17 protein-coding genes are annotated in these 19406 nt (G+C 64.5%); 5 read left to right on the top strand and 12 right to left on the bottom strand.

Annotation, left to right across the window (positions count from 1 at the left end; genetic code table 11):
• Positions 1-48 precede the first annotated feature (48 nt).
• From BW970_RS06710 to BW970_RS06685, 6 genes are all read right to left on the bottom strand, one after another.
• Entirely contained in the window at positions 49-813 is a 765-nt protein-coding gene (locus BW970_RS06710; RefSeq protein WP_076529630.1) for an ABC transporter permease, read from the bottom strand.
• Positions 813-1601, bottom strand: coding sequence for an ABC transporter ATP-binding protein (locus BW970_RS06705; RefSeq protein ID WP_076529629.1), 789 nt, complete (start codon positions 1599-1601; stop codon positions 813-815). Before BW970_RS06705 ends, BW970_RS06710 begins: the two co-directional genes overlap by 1 nt.
• Before the next feature lie 46 nt (positions 1602-1647).
• Positions 1648-2655: an ABC transporter substrate-binding protein gene (locus tag BW970_RS06700; RefSeq protein ID WP_076529628.1), complete on the bottom strand. Its 1008-nt coding sequence runs from the start codon at positions 2653-2655 to the stop codon at positions 1648-1650.
• A gap of 217 nt (positions 2656-2872) precedes the next feature.
• The gene (phbB, locus tag BW970_RS06695; RefSeq protein WP_076529627.1) at positions 2873-3595 is read right to left on the bottom strand and encodes an acetoacetyl-CoA reductase; all 723 of its coding nucleotides are present in this window, start codon (positions 3593-3595) and stop codon (positions 2873-2875) included.
• A gap of 110 nt (positions 3596-3705) precedes the next feature.
• Positions 3706-4878, bottom strand: a complete 1173-nt coding sequence (locus tag BW970_RS06690) for an acetyl-CoA C-acetyltransferase (RefSeq protein ID WP_076529626.1) — start codon at positions 4876-4878, stop codon at positions 3706-3708.
• Positions 4879-4996: 118 nt separating this feature from the next.
• A complete protein-coding gene (locus tag BW970_RS06685; protein WP_083701160.1) occupies positions 4997-5848 on the bottom strand; it encodes an EAL domain-containing protein in 852 nt (283 codons plus the stop codon).
• 122 nt (positions 5849-5970) lie between these two features.
• Between BW970_RS06685 and BW970_RS06680 the strand changes: the two genes are divergently transcribed.
• Entirely contained in the window at positions 5971-6558 is a 588-nt protein-coding gene (locus BW970_RS06680; protein ID WP_076529624.1) for a DNA-3-methyladenine glycosylase I, read from the top strand.
• Here BW970_RS06680 and BW970_RS06675 read toward each other — a convergent pair.
• From BW970_RS06675 to dapE, 3 genes are all read right to left on the bottom strand, one after another.
• Positions 6548-7057, bottom strand: a complete 510-nt coding sequence (locus tag BW970_RS06675; RefSeq protein WP_076529623.1) for an SRPBCC family protein — start codon at positions 7055-7057, stop codon at positions 6548-6550. The two genes, BW970_RS06680 and BW970_RS06675, sit on opposite strands and share 11 nt — an antisense overlap.
• Positions 7058-7126: 69 nt before the next feature.
• Positions 7127-7543: a GNAT family N-acetyltransferase gene (locus BW970_RS06670; RefSeq protein WP_076529622.1), complete on the bottom strand. Its 417-nt coding sequence runs from the start codon at positions 7541-7543 to the stop codon at positions 7127-7129.
• Positions 7540-8706: a succinyl-diaminopimelate desuccinylase gene (gene dapE, locus BW970_RS06665; protein ID WP_076529621.1), complete on the bottom strand. Its 1167-nt coding sequence runs from the start codon at positions 8704-8706 to the stop codon at positions 7540-7542. Before dapE ends, BW970_RS06670 begins: the two co-directional genes overlap by 4 nt.
• Positions 8707-8904: 198 nt before the next feature.
• Here dapE and BW970_RS20525 point away from each other — a divergent pair, with 198 nt between their 5' ends.
• From BW970_RS20525 to BW970_RS06640, 4 genes are all read left to right on the top strand, one after another.
• Positions 8905-9987 carry a Hint domain-containing protein gene (locus BW970_RS20525; protein WP_076529620.1) on the top strand — a complete coding sequence of 361 codons (1083 nt, stop codon included), beginning with the start codon at positions 8905-8907 and terminating at the stop codon, positions 9985-9987.
• Between the two features lie 398 nt (positions 9988-10385).
• Entirely contained in the window at positions 10386-10976 is a 591-nt protein-coding gene (locus BW970_RS06650; RefSeq protein ID WP_076530185.1) for an ImuA family protein, read from the top strand.
• Positions 10891-12366, top strand: a complete 1476-nt coding sequence (locus BW970_RS06645; RefSeq protein ID WP_076529618.1) for a Y-family DNA polymerase — start codon at positions 10891-10893, stop codon at positions 12364-12366. Before BW970_RS06650 ends, BW970_RS06645 begins: the two co-directional genes overlap by 86 nt.
• Positions 12363-15746 (top strand): error-prone DNA polymerase, encoded by a 3384-nt coding sequence (locus BW970_RS06640; RefSeq protein ID WP_076529617.1) that lies wholly within the window; start codon positions 12363-12365, stop codon positions 15744-15746. The genes BW970_RS06645 and BW970_RS06640 overlap by 4 nt, the downstream gene beginning before the upstream one ends.
• A gap of 256 nt (positions 15747-16002) precedes the next feature.
• Here the strand turns inward: BW970_RS06640 and BW970_RS06635 are convergent, their stop codons facing one another.
• The 3 genes from BW970_RS06635 to BW970_RS06625 all read right to left on the bottom strand — a co-directional run bounded on the left by BW970_RS06635 (position 16003) and on the right by BW970_RS06625 (position 19397).
• A complete protein-coding gene (locus BW970_RS06635; RefSeq protein WP_076529616.1) occupies positions 16003-16959 on the bottom strand; it encodes a LysR substrate-binding domain-containing protein in 957 nt (318 codons plus the stop codon).
• An 85-nt stretch (positions 16960-17044) separates the two neighbouring features.
• On the bottom strand, positions 17045-18478 hold the full coding sequence (locus tag BW970_RS06630; protein ID WP_076529615.1) for an amidase: 1434 nt from the start codon (positions 18476-18478) through the stop codon (positions 17045-17047).
• 70 nt (positions 18479-18548) lie between these two features.
• Positions 18549-19397 (bottom strand): amidohydrolase family protein, encoded by an 849-nt coding sequence (locus BW970_RS06625; protein WP_076529614.1) that lies wholly within the window; start codon positions 19395-19397, stop codon positions 18549-18551.
• Positions 19398-19406: the final 9 nt, after the last annotated feature.

The raw sequence follows: 19406 nt of genomic DNA, 5'->3' as shown, positions 1-19406 counted from the left end.
TTCGGAAGGGCTGATTGCCCATCCGAACAGAGGCTGCCCGAGGGCAGTTCAGCTTGCAGAGCGATCCGCCCAGCCAGCGAAGATCCGTTCCAGCAGCACCACGAAGTAGAACAGCACGATCCCCAGAAAGGCGAGTGCGAACAGAACGGCGAACATCAGCGGATAATCCGCATTGATCTTGCCGCTGTCGAACAATGCACCCAGGCCACGGCCATGCGGCTCGACGATCTCCATCAGGTTTGTGCCGATGAAGGCCAGCGTCACAGCCACTTTCAGCGCGCCGAAAAACTCGGGAAGCGTTTTTGGCAGCGCGATCTTCCAGAAGATCGTCAGCCGGCTGGCCCCCAAGGCGCGCAGAATGTCACGGTATTCAGGCTCCAGCGTGGACAGCCCGATGGACACCGATACAGCGATGGGGAAGAACGAGATCATGAAGGCGATCAGGATGGTGTTGAAATCATGCTGACCGATGAAGATCAGGGCGATCACCGGCACCACCGTCGCCTTGGGGATCGCGTTGAAACCCACCAGCACGGGATACAACGCATCGCGCATCAGCCGTGAAAAGCCCATGATCATGCCCAGCAGTGTGCCGAACACCACTGCCACGCCCAGACCCACCACCGTGCGCCATAGCGTTTCCCAGCCCATTTTCACGAACAGGGTGCGGTATTTCCAGAAAGCCGGCCACAGGTCGGATGGCGCCGCCATCTTGTACGTCGGCCAACCCTTGAACCAGACCAGCCATTCCCAGAACGCCAGGATCAGGGCAATGGCGATAAGGGGTGGTGCGGCTTTGCGCAGAAACTCCATCAATGCGCCCCCCCGCTGCGGCCTTGGGCAATCTCGATCTGCTCGCGCAGGATGGCAAGCCGGGCCACGCTGTCGGGTTCGTAGAGCATTTCTATGGGTCGCGGTGAGGGGGTGTCGATCCTCATGCGGTATTGCACGCGGGCCGGGCGATCCGACAGAACGATGACCTCGTCGGCCAGATAGACGCTTTCGCGCAGATCATGGGTGATAAGCAGCGCGGTGAATGGCTCCTCGGCGCGCAGGCGGTGCATCAGCTGCCACAAATCTTCGCGGGTGAAGGCATCCAGCGCGCCGAAGGGTTCGTCCATGATCAGCACTTCGGGCTTGTGCACGATGGCACGGCACAGGCTGGCGCGCTGGCGCATCCCGCCGGACAACTGGCTGGGCCGCTTGCCCTCGAACCCCGACAGGCCAACCAGCGCCAGCAGTTGGCGCGCACGCTCTTCGCGCCTGGCGCGGGGCATCGACGGCGCCACGATCTCCAAGGGCAGCATGACGTTTTCCAGAATTGTGCGCCATTCCAGCATGACAGGGTTCTGGAACGCCATCCCCACTGTCTTGCGCGGGGATTTCACCCGTTCGCCATGCAACCAGACTTCGCCGCTGTCGGGTTTCATCAGACCGGCGATCAGCCGGGTCAATGTCGATTTTCCACAACCAGACGGCCCTACGACAGCGCAGAATTCGCCCTCAGGGATCGAAATCGTCAAGTCATTCAGCACCGGCAGCGGGCCTGCCTTGGTGCGGTAGGCGTGCGTCACGCCCTTGATTTCCACAAGATCGGCCATCCGGTCCCCCAGGCGGTGCGGCCCCCCAACAGGGGGGCCGACCGGATCATTCGAATGTCAGGCTGCCATCGGTCGGCAGATAGGCATCGGTGAAATAGAGATCCGGCGTCGGCGCATTCTTGAACTCGTAGATTTCCTTGAGCTGTTCGATCGAGCGGGCATAGCGCGCCGGGTCGACATTGCCCATGCCATTCGCCTTGACCCAGTCGGTCAGCACCGTTCCCTCCAACGCCATTTGCAAACGCCGGGTTTCCAGCGCCACATCCGAGGCCGGGGTGCGGCTGATCATCTGGCCAACCGCCTTTTCCGGTTCGGTCGCAGCATCTTTCCACCCCTTTGCCAGGGCGCGGATAAAGCCTGTCACCGCTTCGGGGTTGGCTTTGGCAAAGTCGGTGTTCACGATCACGGCGTTTCCATAGTAGTCGACGCCGTGGTCGGCCATCGTAAAGACCGAGATGTCGTCTTCCGCTACGCCCAGCCGGGTCAGGTTCAGCACGACCGAGAACGAGAATCCGGTGACGGCCGCGACCTTGCCCTCGGCCAGCATCGGCTCGCGGGTCGGGAAGCCCAGCGGTTCCACCGTGACCTTGCTCATGTCAAGGCCGGTTTCCTTGGCAAAGACGGGGAACTGCGACCATGCCCCGTCGGGCGGCGGGGCGCCCAGCACCTTGCCTTCGATGTCCTTGATCTCGGAGATGCCCAGCGACTTGCGCCCGACCATTGCGGCGGGGGGCTTGTCATAGACCATCATCACCGCCGTAACCGGGGCGCCGGGGTTCTGGTCAAGGAACTTGGCGATCGAGTTCATGTCGGCGAACCCCATCGGGAAGGCGCCGGTCGCCACCTTGGGAATGGCATCCAGCGAGCCTTGCCCGGCCTGGATCTCCACTTTCAGCCCTTCGGCGGCAAAATGGCCGTTGTCGATGGCGGCGAAATAGGGCGCGGCGGGGCCTTCGAATTTCCAGTCGAGCGCGAAGTTGATCGCGGTCTCGGCCATGGCGGTGCTGGCCAGCAGCAGGCTGGTGGCGGCTGCGGTCAGGGCACGGTGGAACATGCAAACCTCCTGTTGATCCGGGGATGACGCTGCCATGACAGCGGCCCGATTGGCAAAGTCCCGCCGATGCCCGGTCTGGGCGTGCCGGTCGGGCGATTGATTTCTTGGCAGACCCAAGGCTTATGCCTTGAAACTGTGCAGCAGACTGAGGGTCGCGGCAAGCCGTGACATGCAAATGGCCGGGCTGGGCCCGGCCATTTGTCATCTGTCGAGGGGCTCAGACGAAGAACTGGCCGCCATTCGCGCTGATGGTCGAGCCGTTGACGAAGGCCGCGTCATCGGCCACCAGGAAGGCCACGCAGCGCGCGATTTCTTCGGGTTCGCCCAGGCGTCCGGTCGGGATCTGAGCGATGATCGACTCGCGCACCTTTTCCGGCACCGCCATCACCATTTCCGTCGCAATATAGCCGGGGCAGATGGCATTGGCGGTGATGCCAAAGCGGGCACCTTCCTGGGCCAGCGATTTCACGATGCCAAGATCGCCCGCCTTGGTGGCTGCGTAGTTGACCTGGCCGAACTGCCCCTTTTGCCCGTTGATCGAGGAAATCACCACGATGCGGCCGAACTTGCGGTCGCGCATTCCTGGCCAGACGGGGTGCACGGTGTTGAACACGCCGGTCAGGTTGGTATCGACCACCTGCTTCCACTGATCCGGCGTCATCTTGTGAAAGGGCGCGTCGCGGGTGATGCCCGCATTGGCGATCACAATGTCCACCGGGCCGAGATCCGCCTCGACCTGTGCGATCCCGGCCTTGGAGGCGTCGTAGTCCGCGACGTTCCATTTGTAGGTCTTGATGCCGGTTTCGGCGGTGAACTTGGCGGCTGCCTCGTCGTTGCCCGCATAGTTGGCCGCCACGGTATGGCCCGCATTCTTCAGCGCAATGGAAATCGCCGCGCCAATGCCGCGCGAGCCCCCGGTGACCAAAGCAACTCTCGACATGATTCCTCCTGCAACGAATTGTGTATTGAAACTCTGTTACCGTGAATAAGAATGGCGCGCAAGAATGTTGCGCGCCAGTTTCCGCTATTGCAGAAAAATGTCGCTGCGGCTCAGCGTTCGAGGCACATGGCGACGCCCATGCCGCCGCCGATGCACAGGGTGGCCAGCCCCTTTTTAGCACCGCTGCGCTGCATTTCGAACACCAGCGTGTTGAGGATACGTGCGCCCGATGCGCCGATCGGGTGGCCAATGGCAATGGCGCCGCCATTGACGTTCACCTTTGCCGGATCCCAGCCCATATCCTTGTTGACGGCGCAGGCCTGGGCGGCGAAGGCCTCGTTCGCCTCGACCAGGTCGAGGTCAGCGGCATTCCAGCCGGCCTTTTCCAGCGCCTTGCGGCTGGCATAGATCGGGCCGACGCCCATGATGGCCGGATCGAGGCCGGTCGTGGCATAAGAGGCGATGCGCGCCAGCACCTTGAGGCCGCGCTTGGCGGCATCCTCTTCGGACATCAGCAGCAGGCCGGCAGCGCCATCGTTCAGGCCGCTGGCATTGGCGGCTGTGACCGAGCCGTCCTTGGCAAAGGCGGGGCGCAGCTTTTGCATCGCCTCGATCGTGGCGCCATGGCGGATGTATTCGTCGGCATCCATCACCACCTCTCCCTTGCGGGATTTCAGCGTGACGGGGACGATCTCGTCCTTGAACTTGCCAGCCTTCTGGGCGGCTTCGGCCTTGAGCTGGCTGGCCAGCGCGAATTCATCCTGTTGTTCACGGCTGATCTGCCATTTCTGGGCAACGTTTTCTGCGGTCTGGCCCATGTGGTAGCCATGGAACGCATCCCACAGCCCGTCCTTGATCATCGAGTCGATGAAATTCAGATCGCCCATCTTCTGCCCGGCCCGCAGATGCGCGACATGGGGGGACAGCGACATGCTTTCCTGTCCGCCAGCGGCCACGATGGCGGCATCGCCCAGTTGGATATGCTGTGCGGCCAAGGCCACGGCCCGCAGGCCCGATCCACAGACCTGGTTGATCGACCATGCGGCCGAGTCCTGTGGCAAGCCCGCCTTGATATGGGCCTGCCGGGCCGGGTTCTGGCCCTGACCGGCGGTCAGCACCTGGCCCAGGATGGTTTCCGAGACCTCGGCCTTGTCGACACCGGCACGGGCGCACAGCGCCTCCAGCACCACGGCACCAAGATCATGCGCGGGGGTATTTGCGAAAGACCCGTTGAAGCTGCCGACAGCTGTACGCGCTGCCGAGACAATCACCACGTTGGTCATTGGGGGCTCCTCTTCCCGATGCGAAGCTCAGGGCAGGGCTGGCCTGCCGCCTTGCAGCATGGCTAAGGGTCTGGCGGTAGAATCGCAAGGGAATTGCAGATTTCAGGCCAACGCGGCGTCACTTTGCCACCTGCTGCCGCTGTCCGTGCGACCGGGGCAACCATGCGGGATGGATCATCGGGGCACCGAAGTGAAACCCCTGAAGGCAATCCATGCCGTTTTCGCGCAGCCAGTCGGCATCGGCCTGGCATTCAACGGATTCTGCCACGACCAGCATGTCGAAATGCTTGCCGATCGACGTCAGCGCCCGCGTCAGCACCTGATTGTCCGGGTTCGAGGCGATGTTGCGTATGAACTGGCCGTCGATCTTCACCACATCAAAGAAGAAATCCCTGAAATAGCGAAAGGCCGTGTAACCGGCACCGAAATCGTCGAGCGCGAAGGAGATTCCTTCACCATGCAGGTCATCCATGAATGCAGTCACCACATCGGGCATCAGCATGGCCGAACTTTCGGTGATCTCCATGATCAGCCGTTCGCCCGCAGTATCGTCCCGCCGCAGGCCATCGCGCAGAATCTTCATCCATGGCGAATATCCGATGGATCGTGCCGACATGTTGATCGCCAGGCGCAGATCCGGCACTTCGGCCAGGGCGGACAACCCCATGCGCAGCGCGGCGCAGTCGATCAGGCGGCCGGTCTCGCGGGTTTCGACAGCCCCGATGAATTCGCGCGCGGGGATCACACGGCCCCCAGGGTCGAGAATGCGGATCATGCCTTCGTGAAAGGCCACACGAGACTGATTTGCCGCCAGAACGACCGGCTGAAAGGCCAGAAGCGTCCGGCCCTCGCGCAGCGCCTGATCGACCATGGCCAGGGTGCCCTTGTCGCGTTCCGCCACTGCTGCGGACAGCGGGTCGGCCGGGCCTTCGTGAAAACCGTCCTCATATGGCGTGGTGTACATCTGCATGCTCCGTCCCGAAACTGTGACATCATGCTGCCCAAGGCATGAACAATCGGTAAATATTCCCATTTTGTTCTAATTGTGCTAAAATGGACGAAATCGGCTCAAGTCTTTGAGGAAAAATATAAATGTCCGAACGCTGTACCTGGTGCGGTAGTGATCCACTGTATGTCAATTACCACGATACCGAATGGGGGGTGCCTGAAACCGATCCGCGCGCATTGTGGGAGAAGTTGATTCTCGACGGGTTTCAGGCGGGCCTTTCATGGATCACCATCCTGCGCAAACGCGAAGGCTTTCGCGCCGCGTTCGAAGGGTTCGACCCCGAGGTGATCGCCCGGTGGGGTGAACCCGAGGTCATGCGATTGCTGGCCGATGCGGGCATCGTGCGCCATCGCGGCAAGATCGAGGCGACCATCGGCAATGCACGGGCGTGGCTGGCAATCGAGGAAAAGGGCGGCTTTACCCCGTTCCTGTGGCAATTCGTCGATGGACGCCCGGTTCAGAACCGCTTTGCGACCATGCGCGAGGTTCCCGCGGAAACCCCTGTCGCACAGGCGATGTCAAAGGCGCTGAAGAAGGCGGGCTTCCGGTTCTGCGGGCCGACCATCACCTATGCCTTCATGCAGGCGACCGGCATGGTGAACGACCACATGGTTAGTTGTCCGTGCCACGATCATGTTGCGGGGCTGGCCCGTCAGGTTGCTATCCGATAAGGCGCCGGAACCAGCCTTTTTTCGGGGCATCGCCTTCGGGCGCGGGATCTGCGTCGTCGGGGCCTTCGACCGCGTCCTGAAAGCGGTTGAAGAACTCGTCGGCCATCTTGCGGGCGAATCCGTCGATGATGCGGCTGCCCAACTGCGCCAGTTTGCCGCCGACATTCGCCTCGACGTCATAGTCGAGGCGCGTGCCCTCGCCCTCTGGCGTCAGCTTGACCCGCGCCGCACCTTTGGCAAAGCCCGCCGCGCCGCCCTTGCCTTCGCCCGAGATGGTGCAGCTTTCGCCTTCGACGATGTCGGACAGTTTCACGATGCCGGTGAAACGTGCCTTGACCGGCCCGACCTTCTGGACGACGGCTGCCTCGAACCCGTCGGCGGCGGTGCCGGTCAGTTCCTCGCACCCCGGCACGCAGGCTTGCAGAACCTGGGGGTCGAACAAGGCGGCCCAGACGGTGGCGGGCGGGGCGGCAATGAGGCGGCTGTCGTTCATCTGCATGGCGGTTCCTCCTGTTGCCGGTCAGCATATGCGGCCTGCGGCGCGTGTGAAAGGCCCCTGCGGCGCAGGCTAAAGCGTCAGCGCCATATCGCGGTGCGGGATGCCTGCATCGTCATAGATCGGCCCATAGGCGGAAAAACCGAGTTTCTCGTAGAAGGCCAGCGCATGGGTCTGGGCGCCCAGCTTCACGACATCCACCTGGCCTCCTGCCGCAAAATGCCCAATCGCCGCGCGGATCAGCGCCGCGCCCAGCCCGGTTCCCCGCGCCTCGGCCAAGACGCAGACACGGCCGATCTTGCCGGTTCCGCCATCGGTCAGCAGTCGGGCACATCCGACAGGGCGACCGTCGAGCGTTGCCAGAAGATGGGTTGCCGCCTGGTCCAGATCGTCCAGTTCATCCGCTTCGGATACACCCTGTTCCTCAATGAACACGGTGCGACGCAAGGCAAGACATGTGACAATATCGCGGGTTTCGGCGATGATCATGCAAAATAGTCGCGCAGGATGCGGCTGTAGATCGACTTCAACTGATGGATATGCGCAAGTTCGACATGCTCATCCACCTGATGCATCGTCTTGCCGACAAGGCCGAATTCGACCACCGGGCAATGATCCTTGATGAACCGCGCGTCAGACGTCCCGCCAGAGGTGGACAGTTCCGGCGTGCGGTTGGTTTCCGCCTGCACTGCGGCCGCGACCAGATCCGACAAGCGACCGGGCGGGGTGAGGAAACTGTCTCCGGCCTGATAGAACTCGACGGTAAAGATCACGCCGGTTTCGGCCTGCACCTTTGCGGCCTCGGCCGAAAGCCAGTCTGACAGGCTCGCCCCCGTATGCAGGTCGTTGTAGCGGATGTTCACCGTGCCCCTGCAAGCCGCAGGGATCACGTTGTTGGCCAAGTTTCCGGTGTCGATCGTGGTAAGCGCAAGGGTAGATGCATCGAAATGCGCGGTGCCCTGATCCAGATCATGACTGGCAAGCCGGTCCATCAGCCGCGCCATGGCCGCCACCGGGTTCCTGGCCCGGTGCGGATAGGCCGAATGCCCCTGCACGCCGCGCGCGGTGAAATTCGCGGTCATCGACCCTCGGCGGCCGATCTTGATCATCTCGCCCATCTCTGCCGGACAGGTGGGCTCGCCCACAAGGCAGTGGCTCATCGCCTCGTCATTGGCGACCATCCAGTCCAGCAACGCAAGCGTGCCATCGGTGCCGACGCCTTCCTCGTCGCCGGTGATGGTCAGGATGACGGCACCATCGGGCGGCGTGTCGCGCACGAAATCCATCGCCGCCGCAGCAAAGGCCGCGACGCCCGATTTCATATCGGCAGCGCCCCGACCCCAGATGCGGCCATCCCGGATTTCCGCGCCGAACGGATCACAGCTCCAATCCGCCGGATTGCCCACGGGGACCACATCGGTATGGCCGTTGAACCCGAAGCTGCGCGCATGGCCCTTGTCACCCCAGCGGGCGAACAGGTTGGGCACGCCGCCGCGATCCACCCGCGTGCAGGTAAATCCCGCGCCGCTCAGGACCGTTTCCAGCAGAACAAGCGCGCCGCCTTCTTCCGGTGTGACCGAGGGGCAGCGGATCAGGGCGGCTGTCAGCGCAACCGGATCGCTGGGGTCGAAGGGCAGGGCGGTATCGGTCATGGCAGGTTCCTTGAGCGCGCATCCGGGGGCAACCTAGTCAGCCCGCCGGGGCGTTTCCAGCGAAAAGCGGTGTTGCGGCGACGTCACCCCCAGCGCGATGCGCAACGGCACCGGCGTGACAGGCGCGCGGGATAGGGGCAGGATGCGGGACAGGTTCGGGGCCGGGGGGGCGTGCATGGGCAACGGAGGGGACAGTCAATGCCGATGACCGGCTGGGTGGCTCTTGGGTCTGATCCTGCTCCCAGGGCCGCGGATGTGCGGCTGCGGTCCGGTGCGCTGTTGGTTGTTCTGGGTGGATTGGCCGATCAGGCAACCGTAGTGCTGGACGTTCCCGAAGGGGCCGTCACGACGCAGGCGCGGCAAGCCTCCCTGTGGCCGGGTCCGGTGCTTCCGCCCTCGTCGGGGCTGTCCTTGCTGGGCGCGCGCGACATCGGCCTGGTGCTGCGCCATCGTCGTGGAGGGCAGGTCGTCTCCCATGCGCTTCCGGGGCCGCTGCCTGCGGAAGGCGGCCCCCTCGTTCTGCGGCTGGAATGGTCGGGCGCCGGTCTTGACAGGCCGGCGGGCCGCTGGGCGCTGACATTGACCGATGCCGAAGGCCGGCCTCTGGTGCCCAGCGTCTCCGGCCAGGGCGCGCTGGCGCCCGATGGCGCGGCAGCCTGGGCGGCCAGCCGGGCGGGGGCGCACAGATTGGCGCATCCTGCCCTGGGGTCGGTGGGGGTGCGTCACGCGGTGCGCAATGGTCCGGCGCCAGAAGATCTGGGGTGGTCCGCCGCCGCAATATCCGCCAGCACGCCGATTGACACGCCGCGCGGCCCGCGCCCGTTGGGCACTCTGGCGGCAGGCGATCCGGTTCTGGATGCAAACGGAAGACCGCTGCGGCTTGCCGCCCTGCATCTGGCGGAAATTCCCCCCGGCTTTCCGTTCAGCCCGCTTCGGTTGCGGGCCATACGGCTGCCGATTGCCCGTGATCTGCTGGCGGGGCCGATGACCTGCCTTGCCGTCCGGGGCGAGGCTGTCCAGCATCTGTATGGCCTGCGCGAGGTTGGGGTACGCGCCGGTCATCTGCCCGATCCGGTCGCCCGTCGTGTGCCTGGCCCGTTGCGCAGCCTGCTGATGGCCGTTGCGGTGCCGGAAACCCCGGCCATCCTGGCCCCCGGTGGCCTGCCGATTGCCTGTCCTGGCCCCGATGGGGCCTTGCCGCAGGGATGGACGGCATCAACGCGCGCCGCAGCCGTTGCCCTGCTGAACGACGAGGGCCGGTTGCGCCGCACGTCATCCTGAGTGGTGGCGGTATTGCGGTGTGTATGGCCCGACCACCTGCCGCTGCCCCCCCCTCTGGCCGGATCGGTTTCCGGCCTTCACGGTCTTGCGCGGGTGATGGCCATCGTCATCCAAAGCTGAAATCCGCCGCCGTCCAGGTCCGTCCGCCCCGCCCCGCCATGCCGGGTATCGGCCCCGGCGCCCCCTTGCGGGGCGATCCCGCCGAACAGCCGGTCGGCACCGTTTCCCGGTTCGCCTCTTGCCGCACCAATCCGGAGCGTGTCGTATCCGGATTGCCCTCTTTGGTCGCAGGGTTCAAAGACTGCACCTGCAGGGTGCCCACTTGCGCCGATCTTGCCGGACTTTCGGCGATGTTGCTTAATAATGCCGTCCATGACCCCATACTGTTGCCCATGCCCATGCCCGAGACACCCGCTCCTCCGTCTCCCTTGCGTCCTGCCCGCGTGCATGAAGCCTGTGGGCCGGGTGTGACCGCTTTTGCCGCTGTCGTCTGTGCGCAGGGCAAGGGGCCTGTGCTGTGGGTGCGCGAGGGCTGGCAGGCCGGAACGCCTGATCCTGTCGGCCTCTCGGCGATCTGCGATCCCGCGCGTATTCTGATCGCGCGGACGAAGAGTCAGGCCGACACGCTTGCTGTTGCCGAAGAGGCGCTGCGGGACGGTGCGGTGACCATGGTGGTGATAGAGATCACCCGCCCGCTTGACCTGCGCGAGGGGCGGCGGCTGCAACTGGCGGCAAAGGCCGGGCAAACGACGGGCTTGTGCCTGATCCCGGAGGGCGCAGGCAGCAATGCCAGCGAGACGCGCTGGCATTGCACCCCCGTCCTTGATCCGCAGGAACGGTCGGACTCGACTCTGATGCGATGGGAGATTATTAAGAACAAATCAGGAACTTTTGGGGTTTGGCATGTGCGGTGGGACGCGGCGGCGCATCGTCTCGATGTGGTTTCCCCGGTTGTCCAGCGACCGGGCCCTGCGTCTGCGTCCGATTGAAGGGGCATTTGCCGTTACCCTCCGGCTCGGCAATGCCGAGAAAATCTGGTGTCTGAATAGGCTGGCCGAGGCCAGGGGGCTGCATCGCGGGATGTCGCTGTCGGACGCGCGGGCCTTTTGTCCTGTACTGCAAAGCACCCCGGCCGATCCCGCGCATGATGCCCGCCTGCTTGAGGCATTGCGCCGATGGGCGACCCGATACTGCCCTTGGGTGGGGATCGAGGGGCGGGACGGGTTGACCCTCGACATCACCGGCGCGGCCCATCTTTGGGGCGATGAGCCTGCCATGATCGACGACATGCAGGGGCGGCTGGACCGGGCGGGGTTCGAGGTGCGGACCGGGCTGGCCGACACACGCGGTGCTGCCTGGGCGCTGGCCCGTCATGGCGGGGGAATCGCGGCGCCGGGTGAAGGTCTTGCCGCGCTGAAGTCGCTGCCTGTCGCAGCTCTGCGGCTTGACGAGGGCACGGACATCGCCTTGCAGCGGCTTGGCCTGCGGACCATCGGGGCCGTGGCCGCCGCGCCCCGCGCGCCGCTTGCGCGGCGTTTCGGGCCGGGGTTGCTGACACGGCTGGACCAGGCAACCGGGGCCCAGCCCGAAGCGATCACCCCGCTGGCCGATCCACCTCGTTATGCGGCCCGCCTGACCTTGCCCGACCCGATCGGTCTGGTCGCGGATGTCATGGCCGGAACGGCGCGGTTGCTTGATGCGCTTTGCAACAGGCTCAAGGCGCAGGAAGCCGGGGCGCGGGCGCTGCGCCTGACCCTGCGCCGGGTTGATCAGCACAGCCAGGCGGTAGACCTGCGGCTGGCGACGGCGATGCGCGACCCTGCGCGCATCCTGCCGCTTTTCGCGCGGGCGGTGGAAACGGTCGATGCAGGTTTTGGCATCGACCAGTTGCGGCTGGAGGCCACGCTGGTCGAACCCCTGCCCATCCAGCAGACCGGCCCGGCCTCGGACGCCCCGGACCGGCTGGACAATCTGATCACCCGTATCGGCACCCGTATCGGGTTGGACAACATTCTGCGCTTTCTGCCTGCGGACAGTCATATCCCTGAACGCAGCTTCGTCATGGTTCCCGCTGCGGGGACGACGGCCAGCGGTGCCTGGAATGCCCCCCGTTCGCGCCCCCTGCGGCTGTTTCCGCCGGAACCCATCGCCGTCCATGGCGCGGCCCCGCCAGCGCGGTTCCGCTGGCGACGGATGCGCCTGACAACTGCCCGCGCCACCGGGCCGGAACGGATCGCCCCGGAATGGTGGGTGGATGACGACAGTTGGCGTTCTGGGCTGCGCGATTACTGGCGTGTGGAAACCCATCAGGGGTGGCGGCTCTGGCTGTTTCACACACCGCAAGACCCAGGCTGGTTCGTGCAGGGAGAATTCGCATGAACGACCCCGCCTTTCCTGTGGCAGAAGACGGCTTTGCGCGGTCGCGGTATGCCGAACTTTGCGTGACCACGAATTTCACCTTTCTGACCGGCGCCTCGCATCCCGAGGAGCTGGTTCTGCATGCCGCCGATCTGGGGCTGGAGGCGATTGCGATCACCGACCGCAACACCCTGGCCGGGGTTGTCCGGGCATGGACCGCCCTCAAGACGCTTCGGAAAAAGACGCAAGACAGCCTGCGCATCCGCTCGACCACGCGCGTTGACACCAGTTCCCGGCAGGAAATCGGGCAGCCGCGGGATCTGGCCCGTCCGGCCGTGCCGAAGCTGCCCAAGCTGATCGTGGGCGCGCGGCTGGTGCTGCGCGATTGCCCGGTCGAATGGCTGGCCCTTCCGACGGACCGCCCGGCCTGGCACCGGCTTTCGCGTCTTCTGACATTGGGCAAGGGCCGGGCCGGCAAGGCGGAATGCCACCTGACATTGGCCGACCTGGCCGCCCCCGATGCTCAAGGCGGGTGCCGGGGCATGATCCTGATCGCACTGCCACCCGGAAACCTGACACCGGCCGACCTTGACCAGACGCTCGATCCGGTCCGAAACATGGCACGCCGCTATCCCGGCCATGTCTTTCTGGGCGCCGCGCCACGCTATGACGGGTCGGATCAGGCGTGGTTCGATGCCTGCGCGGGTCTTGCGCTGCGGGCATCGAGCCCCATGGTGGCCGTGGGCGACGTGCTGATGCACCGTGCCGCCCGCCGGCCGCTGGCCGATGTGCTGACCTGTATGCGCGAGCATATCACCATCGACCAGATCGGCAGCCGCGCCTTGCTGAATGCCGAACGCCGGTTGAAGGGGGCCACGGATATGGAGCGGCTGTATCATCGCCACCCGGCTGCGATCCGCCGCACATTGGAGATTGCGGCCCGCTGCAGCTTTGATCTGTCCGAACTCAGCTACGAATATCCCAACGAGATCGCGGATGGCGAAATGCCGCAGGACCGGCTGGAGCGGCTGGCGCGCGAAGGGCTGGTGCGGCGCTGTCCGGCAGGCATTCCCGACCGCTATCAAGCCCTGCTGGCGAAAGAGTTGGGCGTGGTGGCCGAGCTTGGTTATGCCGCCTATTTCCTGACAGTCCATGACATTGTGTCCGAGGCCCGCAAACGCGGCATCCTGTGCCAGGGGCGCGGTTCGGCGGCCAATTCCATCATCTGCTGGGCGCTTGGCATCACCGATGTCTCGCCCGACATGATCGGCATGGTGTTCGAGAGGTTCCTGTCGCGTCACCGGGGCGAGCCGCCCGACATCGACGTGGATTTCGAGCATGAGCGGCGCGAAGAGGTGATCCAGTGGATCTATGAAAAATACACCCGCCAACGTGCCGGGCTCTGCGCCACGGTCATCCATTTCCGCTCCCGCGCCGCGATCCGCGAGGTGGGCAAGGTCATGGGGCTGAGCGCGGATGTGACTGCAAGTCTCTCGGGGCAGATATGGGGCCTGTCGGATGGCGGTGCGGATCCGGCGCGGATCCGCGATCTTGGTCTTGACCCCGAGGACCGCAGGCTTGCCCAGACCATCGCGCTGATCCGCGATGTCATCGGATTTCCGCGCCATCTGTCCCAGCATGTCGGTGGCTTCGTCATCACCAAGGGCAGGCTGGACGAGTTGTGTCCGATCGAGAACGCCGCGATGAAAGATCGCACCTGCATCGAATGGGACAAGGACGATATCGACGCATTGAACATCCTCAAGGTTGATGTGCTGAGCCTTGGGATGCTGACCTGCATCCGCAAGGCTTTCGACCTGCTGGAAACGCACGAGAACATCCGCCACACGCTGGCCTCTGTCCCGCAGGGGGACCAGGCGACCTATGACATGCTCTGCCGTGCCGATGCGGTCGGTGTGTTCCAGGTCGAAAGCCGGGCGCAGATGAATTTCCTGCCCCGGATGAAGCCGCGCGAATTCTACGATCTGGTGATCGAGGTTGCCATCGTTCGCCCCGGTCCCATTCAGGGCGGCATGGTCAAGCCCTATATCAAGCGGCGGCAGGGGTTGGAAAACCCAGAGCCCTTCGGCCCCGCATTGGAGGAGGTGACGCGCAGGACGCTTGGGGTGCCGCTGTTCCAGGAGCAGGCGTTGCAAATCGCCATGGTCGGAGCGGGCTATACCGCCGAAGAGGCAGACCAGTTGCGCCGTTCGCTGGCCTCGTTCCGGCGCATGGGAACTATCGGCCAGCACAAGCAGAAATTCATCAACGGCATGTTGTCCAACGGTTACAGCCGCGATGTTGCCGAAAGATGCTTCAGCCAGATCGAGGGCTTTGCCGACTACGGTTTTCCCGAAAGCCATGCTGCGGCCTTTGCCATGCTGACCTATGTATCGTCCTGGCTGAAATGCCGTCACCCGGCGATCTTTGCCTGTGCGTTGCTGAACTCCCAGCCGATGGGGTTCTATGCGCCTGCCCAGATCGTGCGCGATGCGCGTGAACATGGGGTCGAGATCCGTCCCGTCTGCGTGAACCACAGCACTTGGGACAACCGGCTGGAACGGCGCCCGGATGGGGCGCTTGCCCTGCGGCTGGGGTTCCGCCAGATCAAGGGTTTCCGCGAGGCGGATGCCGAACTGATCGCCGCCGGGCGCGGCAACGGATATCCGGATCCCGAAAGCCTCTGGCTGCGGGCGGGCGTCATGCCCCCGGTTCTGGAGCGTCTGGCCGAGGCCGACGCCTTTACCGGCATGGGCCTGACCCGGCGCGATGCGCTGTGGGCGGTGCGCTCGATTCGCGCGCGGGCGCCGTTGCCATTGTTCTCGAATCCGCTGGACGGCGAAGGGGTGAGCGAACCTGCCGTCACGCTGCCCGCCATGCACCTGGGCGAGGAGGTGGTCGAGGATTACATCGCCATGCGCCTCACCTTGCGTGCGCATCCGATGGAACTGCTGCGCCCCTCGATCCCCGGTCTTCTCCCCCATGCCGAACTATGCCGGATCCCGCCAGGGCGCGTTTCGGTTTGCGGATTGGTCATCACCCGCCAACGCCCCGGAACCGCCTCGGGCGTGATATTCCTGACGCTGGAGGATGAAACGGGCGTGTCGAATATCGTCGTCTGGCCCAAGACCTACACGCGGTTCCGCCGGATCGTGATGGGGGGGCGGTTGCTGCGCGTGACAGGTCGGGTGGAGCGCGAAGGCATCGTCACCCATCTGATCGCGGAGAGGATCGAGGATCTCTCGCACCGCCTCGCCGATCTTGGCCATCCGCTGGACGGCGCCGTCGGCATCACCCAGCCACAAGCCGACGATGCGCCCCGTCCTGCGCGGTATGCCCCGCGCGCGCATCACCCCCGAGAGCAGGCGAAGCGGTTGTTTCCCAGCCGGGATTTCCATTGAGTGCCGATGGTGTGAAAGGCCCGCCGCAGGCGGCGCGCAACGGCACGTCCGGGGCCATGCCGAAACGCCGCACATAGGTCCGCCCCTATCTGACCTGCCCGCCGGACGCGCGGTGCGCCCTGCCTGCCGCGATGCGTTCCGCCGTCCGGGCCCGCTGGCGACACTCATCCCGCAGGTCGAGACAGGTTTCGAGGCAAACGCTGTCGGATGCCGCGATGCGCAGCGGTGCCGGGTTGCTGCCCCGTTGTCCGGTCTGTCAGCCGGTCGCCGGTCTTGCCTCTCCGGGCAGGCGGACTTCCATCCAGTGCGGCAGATGGCTTTCGCCGGTGCGCATCTGGCGGACGTAGCGCTGCAATATCTCCATATAGCGGTTGGTCAGCGGCGAGGCGATACGGTCGCGCGGCCGGAAGGCCGAGAAGGTGAACTCGATCGGTGGATCGAACGGGATTGCCACGATGTCGGGCCAGAAATTCTGGCGCACCCCCAGTGGTTCGACGATTGCGACGCCTACCCCGCGCGAGACCAGGGCGTTCGCCTCGGCCGAGGCGAAGACCTCGATCCGCATCTTGCGGGCGACGCGGTACTGTTCGAAGACGCCATCGGTGATGTGCCGCATCCGGGTGTTGCGGGTAAAGGAGATGAACTCCTCCCCCTCCAGATCCTTCGGGCCGAGCCGTTGCCGCGCCGCCAGCGGGTGGTCCTTGTGCACGACACAGACCGAGCTGACGTGAAACAAGGGCTCGATCTTCAACGACGGATGCTGGAACTGCGTGACAGAAAATCCGATATCGGCATTGGCAGCCAGCACATCGGGACCGACGTTGGAGGACATGTCCATCAGGACATCGACTTCCGGGTTTTCCTTGCAGAAATCCGACAAGGCGTCCGCCACGAGTGTCAGGCCAAGGGTGGAGCTGGAGATGATCCGCAACTCTCCGGTGCGGAAGGTGCGCAGGTCGTCGGCGAAGCGTTCCACATCCGACAGGGAGGCAAACAGGCGGCGCACCTCGTTGTACAGCAGCCGCGCTTCGTCGGTCGGGATCAGCCGACGTTTTTCGCGCTGGAACAGCGCCAGCTTCAGGTCGATCTCCAGCCCCGCCAGCATCTTGCTCATTGCGGGCTGGGTCACCAGCATCCGGTCGGCTGCGGCCGTCACGGTGCCGGTTTCCATGAACTGGATGAACGCCTCTAGCTGGCGATGAGTGATACGCATGTGTCCTGCCCCCTCGGCTCACCCTAGCGGTCGTGCTCTGGAAGACAATGGGACTTTCCGGGCCTTCAGCCGTCGGGGCAGGGCGTCACCGCGCTGCCGGGGGCCATCGGTTGGCCCAGGGCATCAGCGCCCCGATCGCGGCGGCGACAGAAAGAAGGCGCGCTTCGCTGTGCCAGGGGCCGACGATCTGCATTCCGATCGGGATGCCGCCAGAGGACATGCCGACAGGAACAGACATCGCGGGATGCCCGCTGGCGTTCTGCGGCACCGTATAGGGATACCACGCCTCGCGCAGCGGGCCGCGGGTGATCCCGTCGACGACGAGGGGCTCGTCCTGCTTCTGGTCGGCTGGCAGCGAGGGGGTGGTGATCGTCGGCGTGATGTATATGTCGGCGCCGTCGAACTGACGTTCGATCTCGTGAAAGATGTCGGTCCGCGCTTTCATCGACTTGGCCAGCGACTCGTAGGTCAGGCCGGGATTGACGGTCAGCGAGGTTTTCGCGGTTCTGTCCAGCCTGTCGCCATGGGTCTGCATGAGGTGGCCGAAACGTGCATACTGATAGCCGCGCATGAAGATCAGCGCGTTGTTGATGTCATATACCGGATCGTTGATCATGCCCACTTCGGTGGCGCCGGCGTCCTTGATCCGCTGCACGGCATTCAGGACCGCCGCCTCGACCTCTGGGTCCAGCCAGTCGTTCACCGTGCGCATGACAACGCGGTAGCGCAGCCCCCTGAGAATGCGGCGCGGATCGTCGGGCAGGCGGACCGGATCTGTGGTGCCGCCGAACGACATCGGATCGCGCCGGTCCGGTCCCTTCATGGTGTTGAAGCCCAGGACGAGGTCCGACACAGTCCGGGCCATCACGCCGATCACGGTGAGCGAGCCGAACACATCCGGCGTTGTCTCGTGCGGGATCGCGCCCCAGGTCGGTTTCAAGCCCGTGACCCCGCAGACAGAGGCAGGGATGCGCCCGGATCCGGCCCCGTCGGAGGAAACGTGGATCGGCCCGAACCCCATCGAAGCCGCAATGCCGGATCCGCCGGACGACCCGCCGCAACTGCGCGACAGGTTCCATGGATTGCGGCTGACACCATTGATCGGGCTGTCGGTCAGAACCTTGTGGCCGAATTCCGGCGTGGCGGATTTGGCAAAGGGGATGGCCCCGGCGCGACGCAGGCGGGCGATGCTTTCGGCATCCGTCGCCGCGATGTCGCCTTCGAAGGCATAGGAGGCCATTTCAATCGGCAGCCCCTTCACCTTGAGAAGATCCTTGACCGTGACCGGGATGCCCTGCAACGCGCCAGGGGTGTCTCCGGCTGCGAGGGCGGCATCGCGCGCCTCTGCCTCGGCCATTGCAAGGTCGGGGTCGACATGGGTGATGCCGTTGGTTTCAGCATCCAGCCGGTCGATGCGGTCGAGAACCGCGCGCATCAGTGTGGCGGCCCTGATCTCTCCGCGTTTCAGGCGGGGAAGAAGCTCTGTCGCGGACATGCGGCACAGGTCATCATCGGTCATGGGTGTGTTTCCTCTCCGTCCAACATACATAGTGGCGCATCCGGGGCCGGGGCGCATCCGCCGGTTCGTGTCAAAGACGCAACAGCGCCTTGGCGTTGCCGCCAAGCCAGCGATCTGCAATCTCGGGGCTGATCGGCAGGGCGCGGATCTCCTCGATGGCGCGCTTCATCGGCAGCATCGGCCAGGCCGTGCCAAAGATCATCCGGTCCTTCAGGATCGTCCGGCCATATTGCATCAATGGCCCATAGCCAGAATGCTCGACCCCCAGAAGTTTGGGGCGCATTGCGACCAGCCCGATCGACAGGTTCGGATGGCGCCAGGCGACGGCCAGAAGTTCCGCGACCCAGGGCCAACCGGGCGGCGAGGCAATCACCCGCAATTCAGGGAAGTCGCACAGCACCTTGTCCAGAAGCATCGGATGCCCGAACTCCGGCGAGGACTTGAGCGAGAAGTTCATGCCGACGTGAATATTCACCGGAATATCCAACTCGACGCATTTGGCATAGATCGGGTACATGCGGCGATCATCGACGGCGAGGCGGTTCTCGAAACACTGGATATTGAGCCCCTTCAGCCCCAGAACGGTCACGGCGTGTTCCAGTTCCCGCAAGGCGGTCATACCCTTGTTCGGATCGACCCCGGCAAACCCAAGGAAGCGGCCGGGGTGATCTGCGACCACCTTGGCGACGGCTTCGTTCGGGATACGTGCGCCAAAGGTGGTTTCCACATCGCGGGCTTTGATCACGGTCAGTCCGATGCCGGCCTCGTCCACGGCGGCGAACCACTGGTCCAAGTCCATCGCCCCGCGGCCTGCGGCCTTTTCGGCAGTCGCATAGACCCGCCGGTAATTGGCCAGATGGGTTCCGTTGGACAGCGACAGTTCAGGAATGGGCGGTGTTGCACCGTAGTCGATGATCATCGAAATGCT

This window comes from Gemmobacter megaterium, assembly GCF_900156815.1.
Taxonomy (GTDB): Bacteria; Pseudomonadota; Alphaproteobacteria; order Rhodobacterales; family Rhodobacteraceae; genus Wagnerdoeblera; species Wagnerdoeblera megaterium.
Note: the sequence above shows the minus strand (reverse complement) of the source record. Positions and strands in the feature narration are given on the sequence as shown.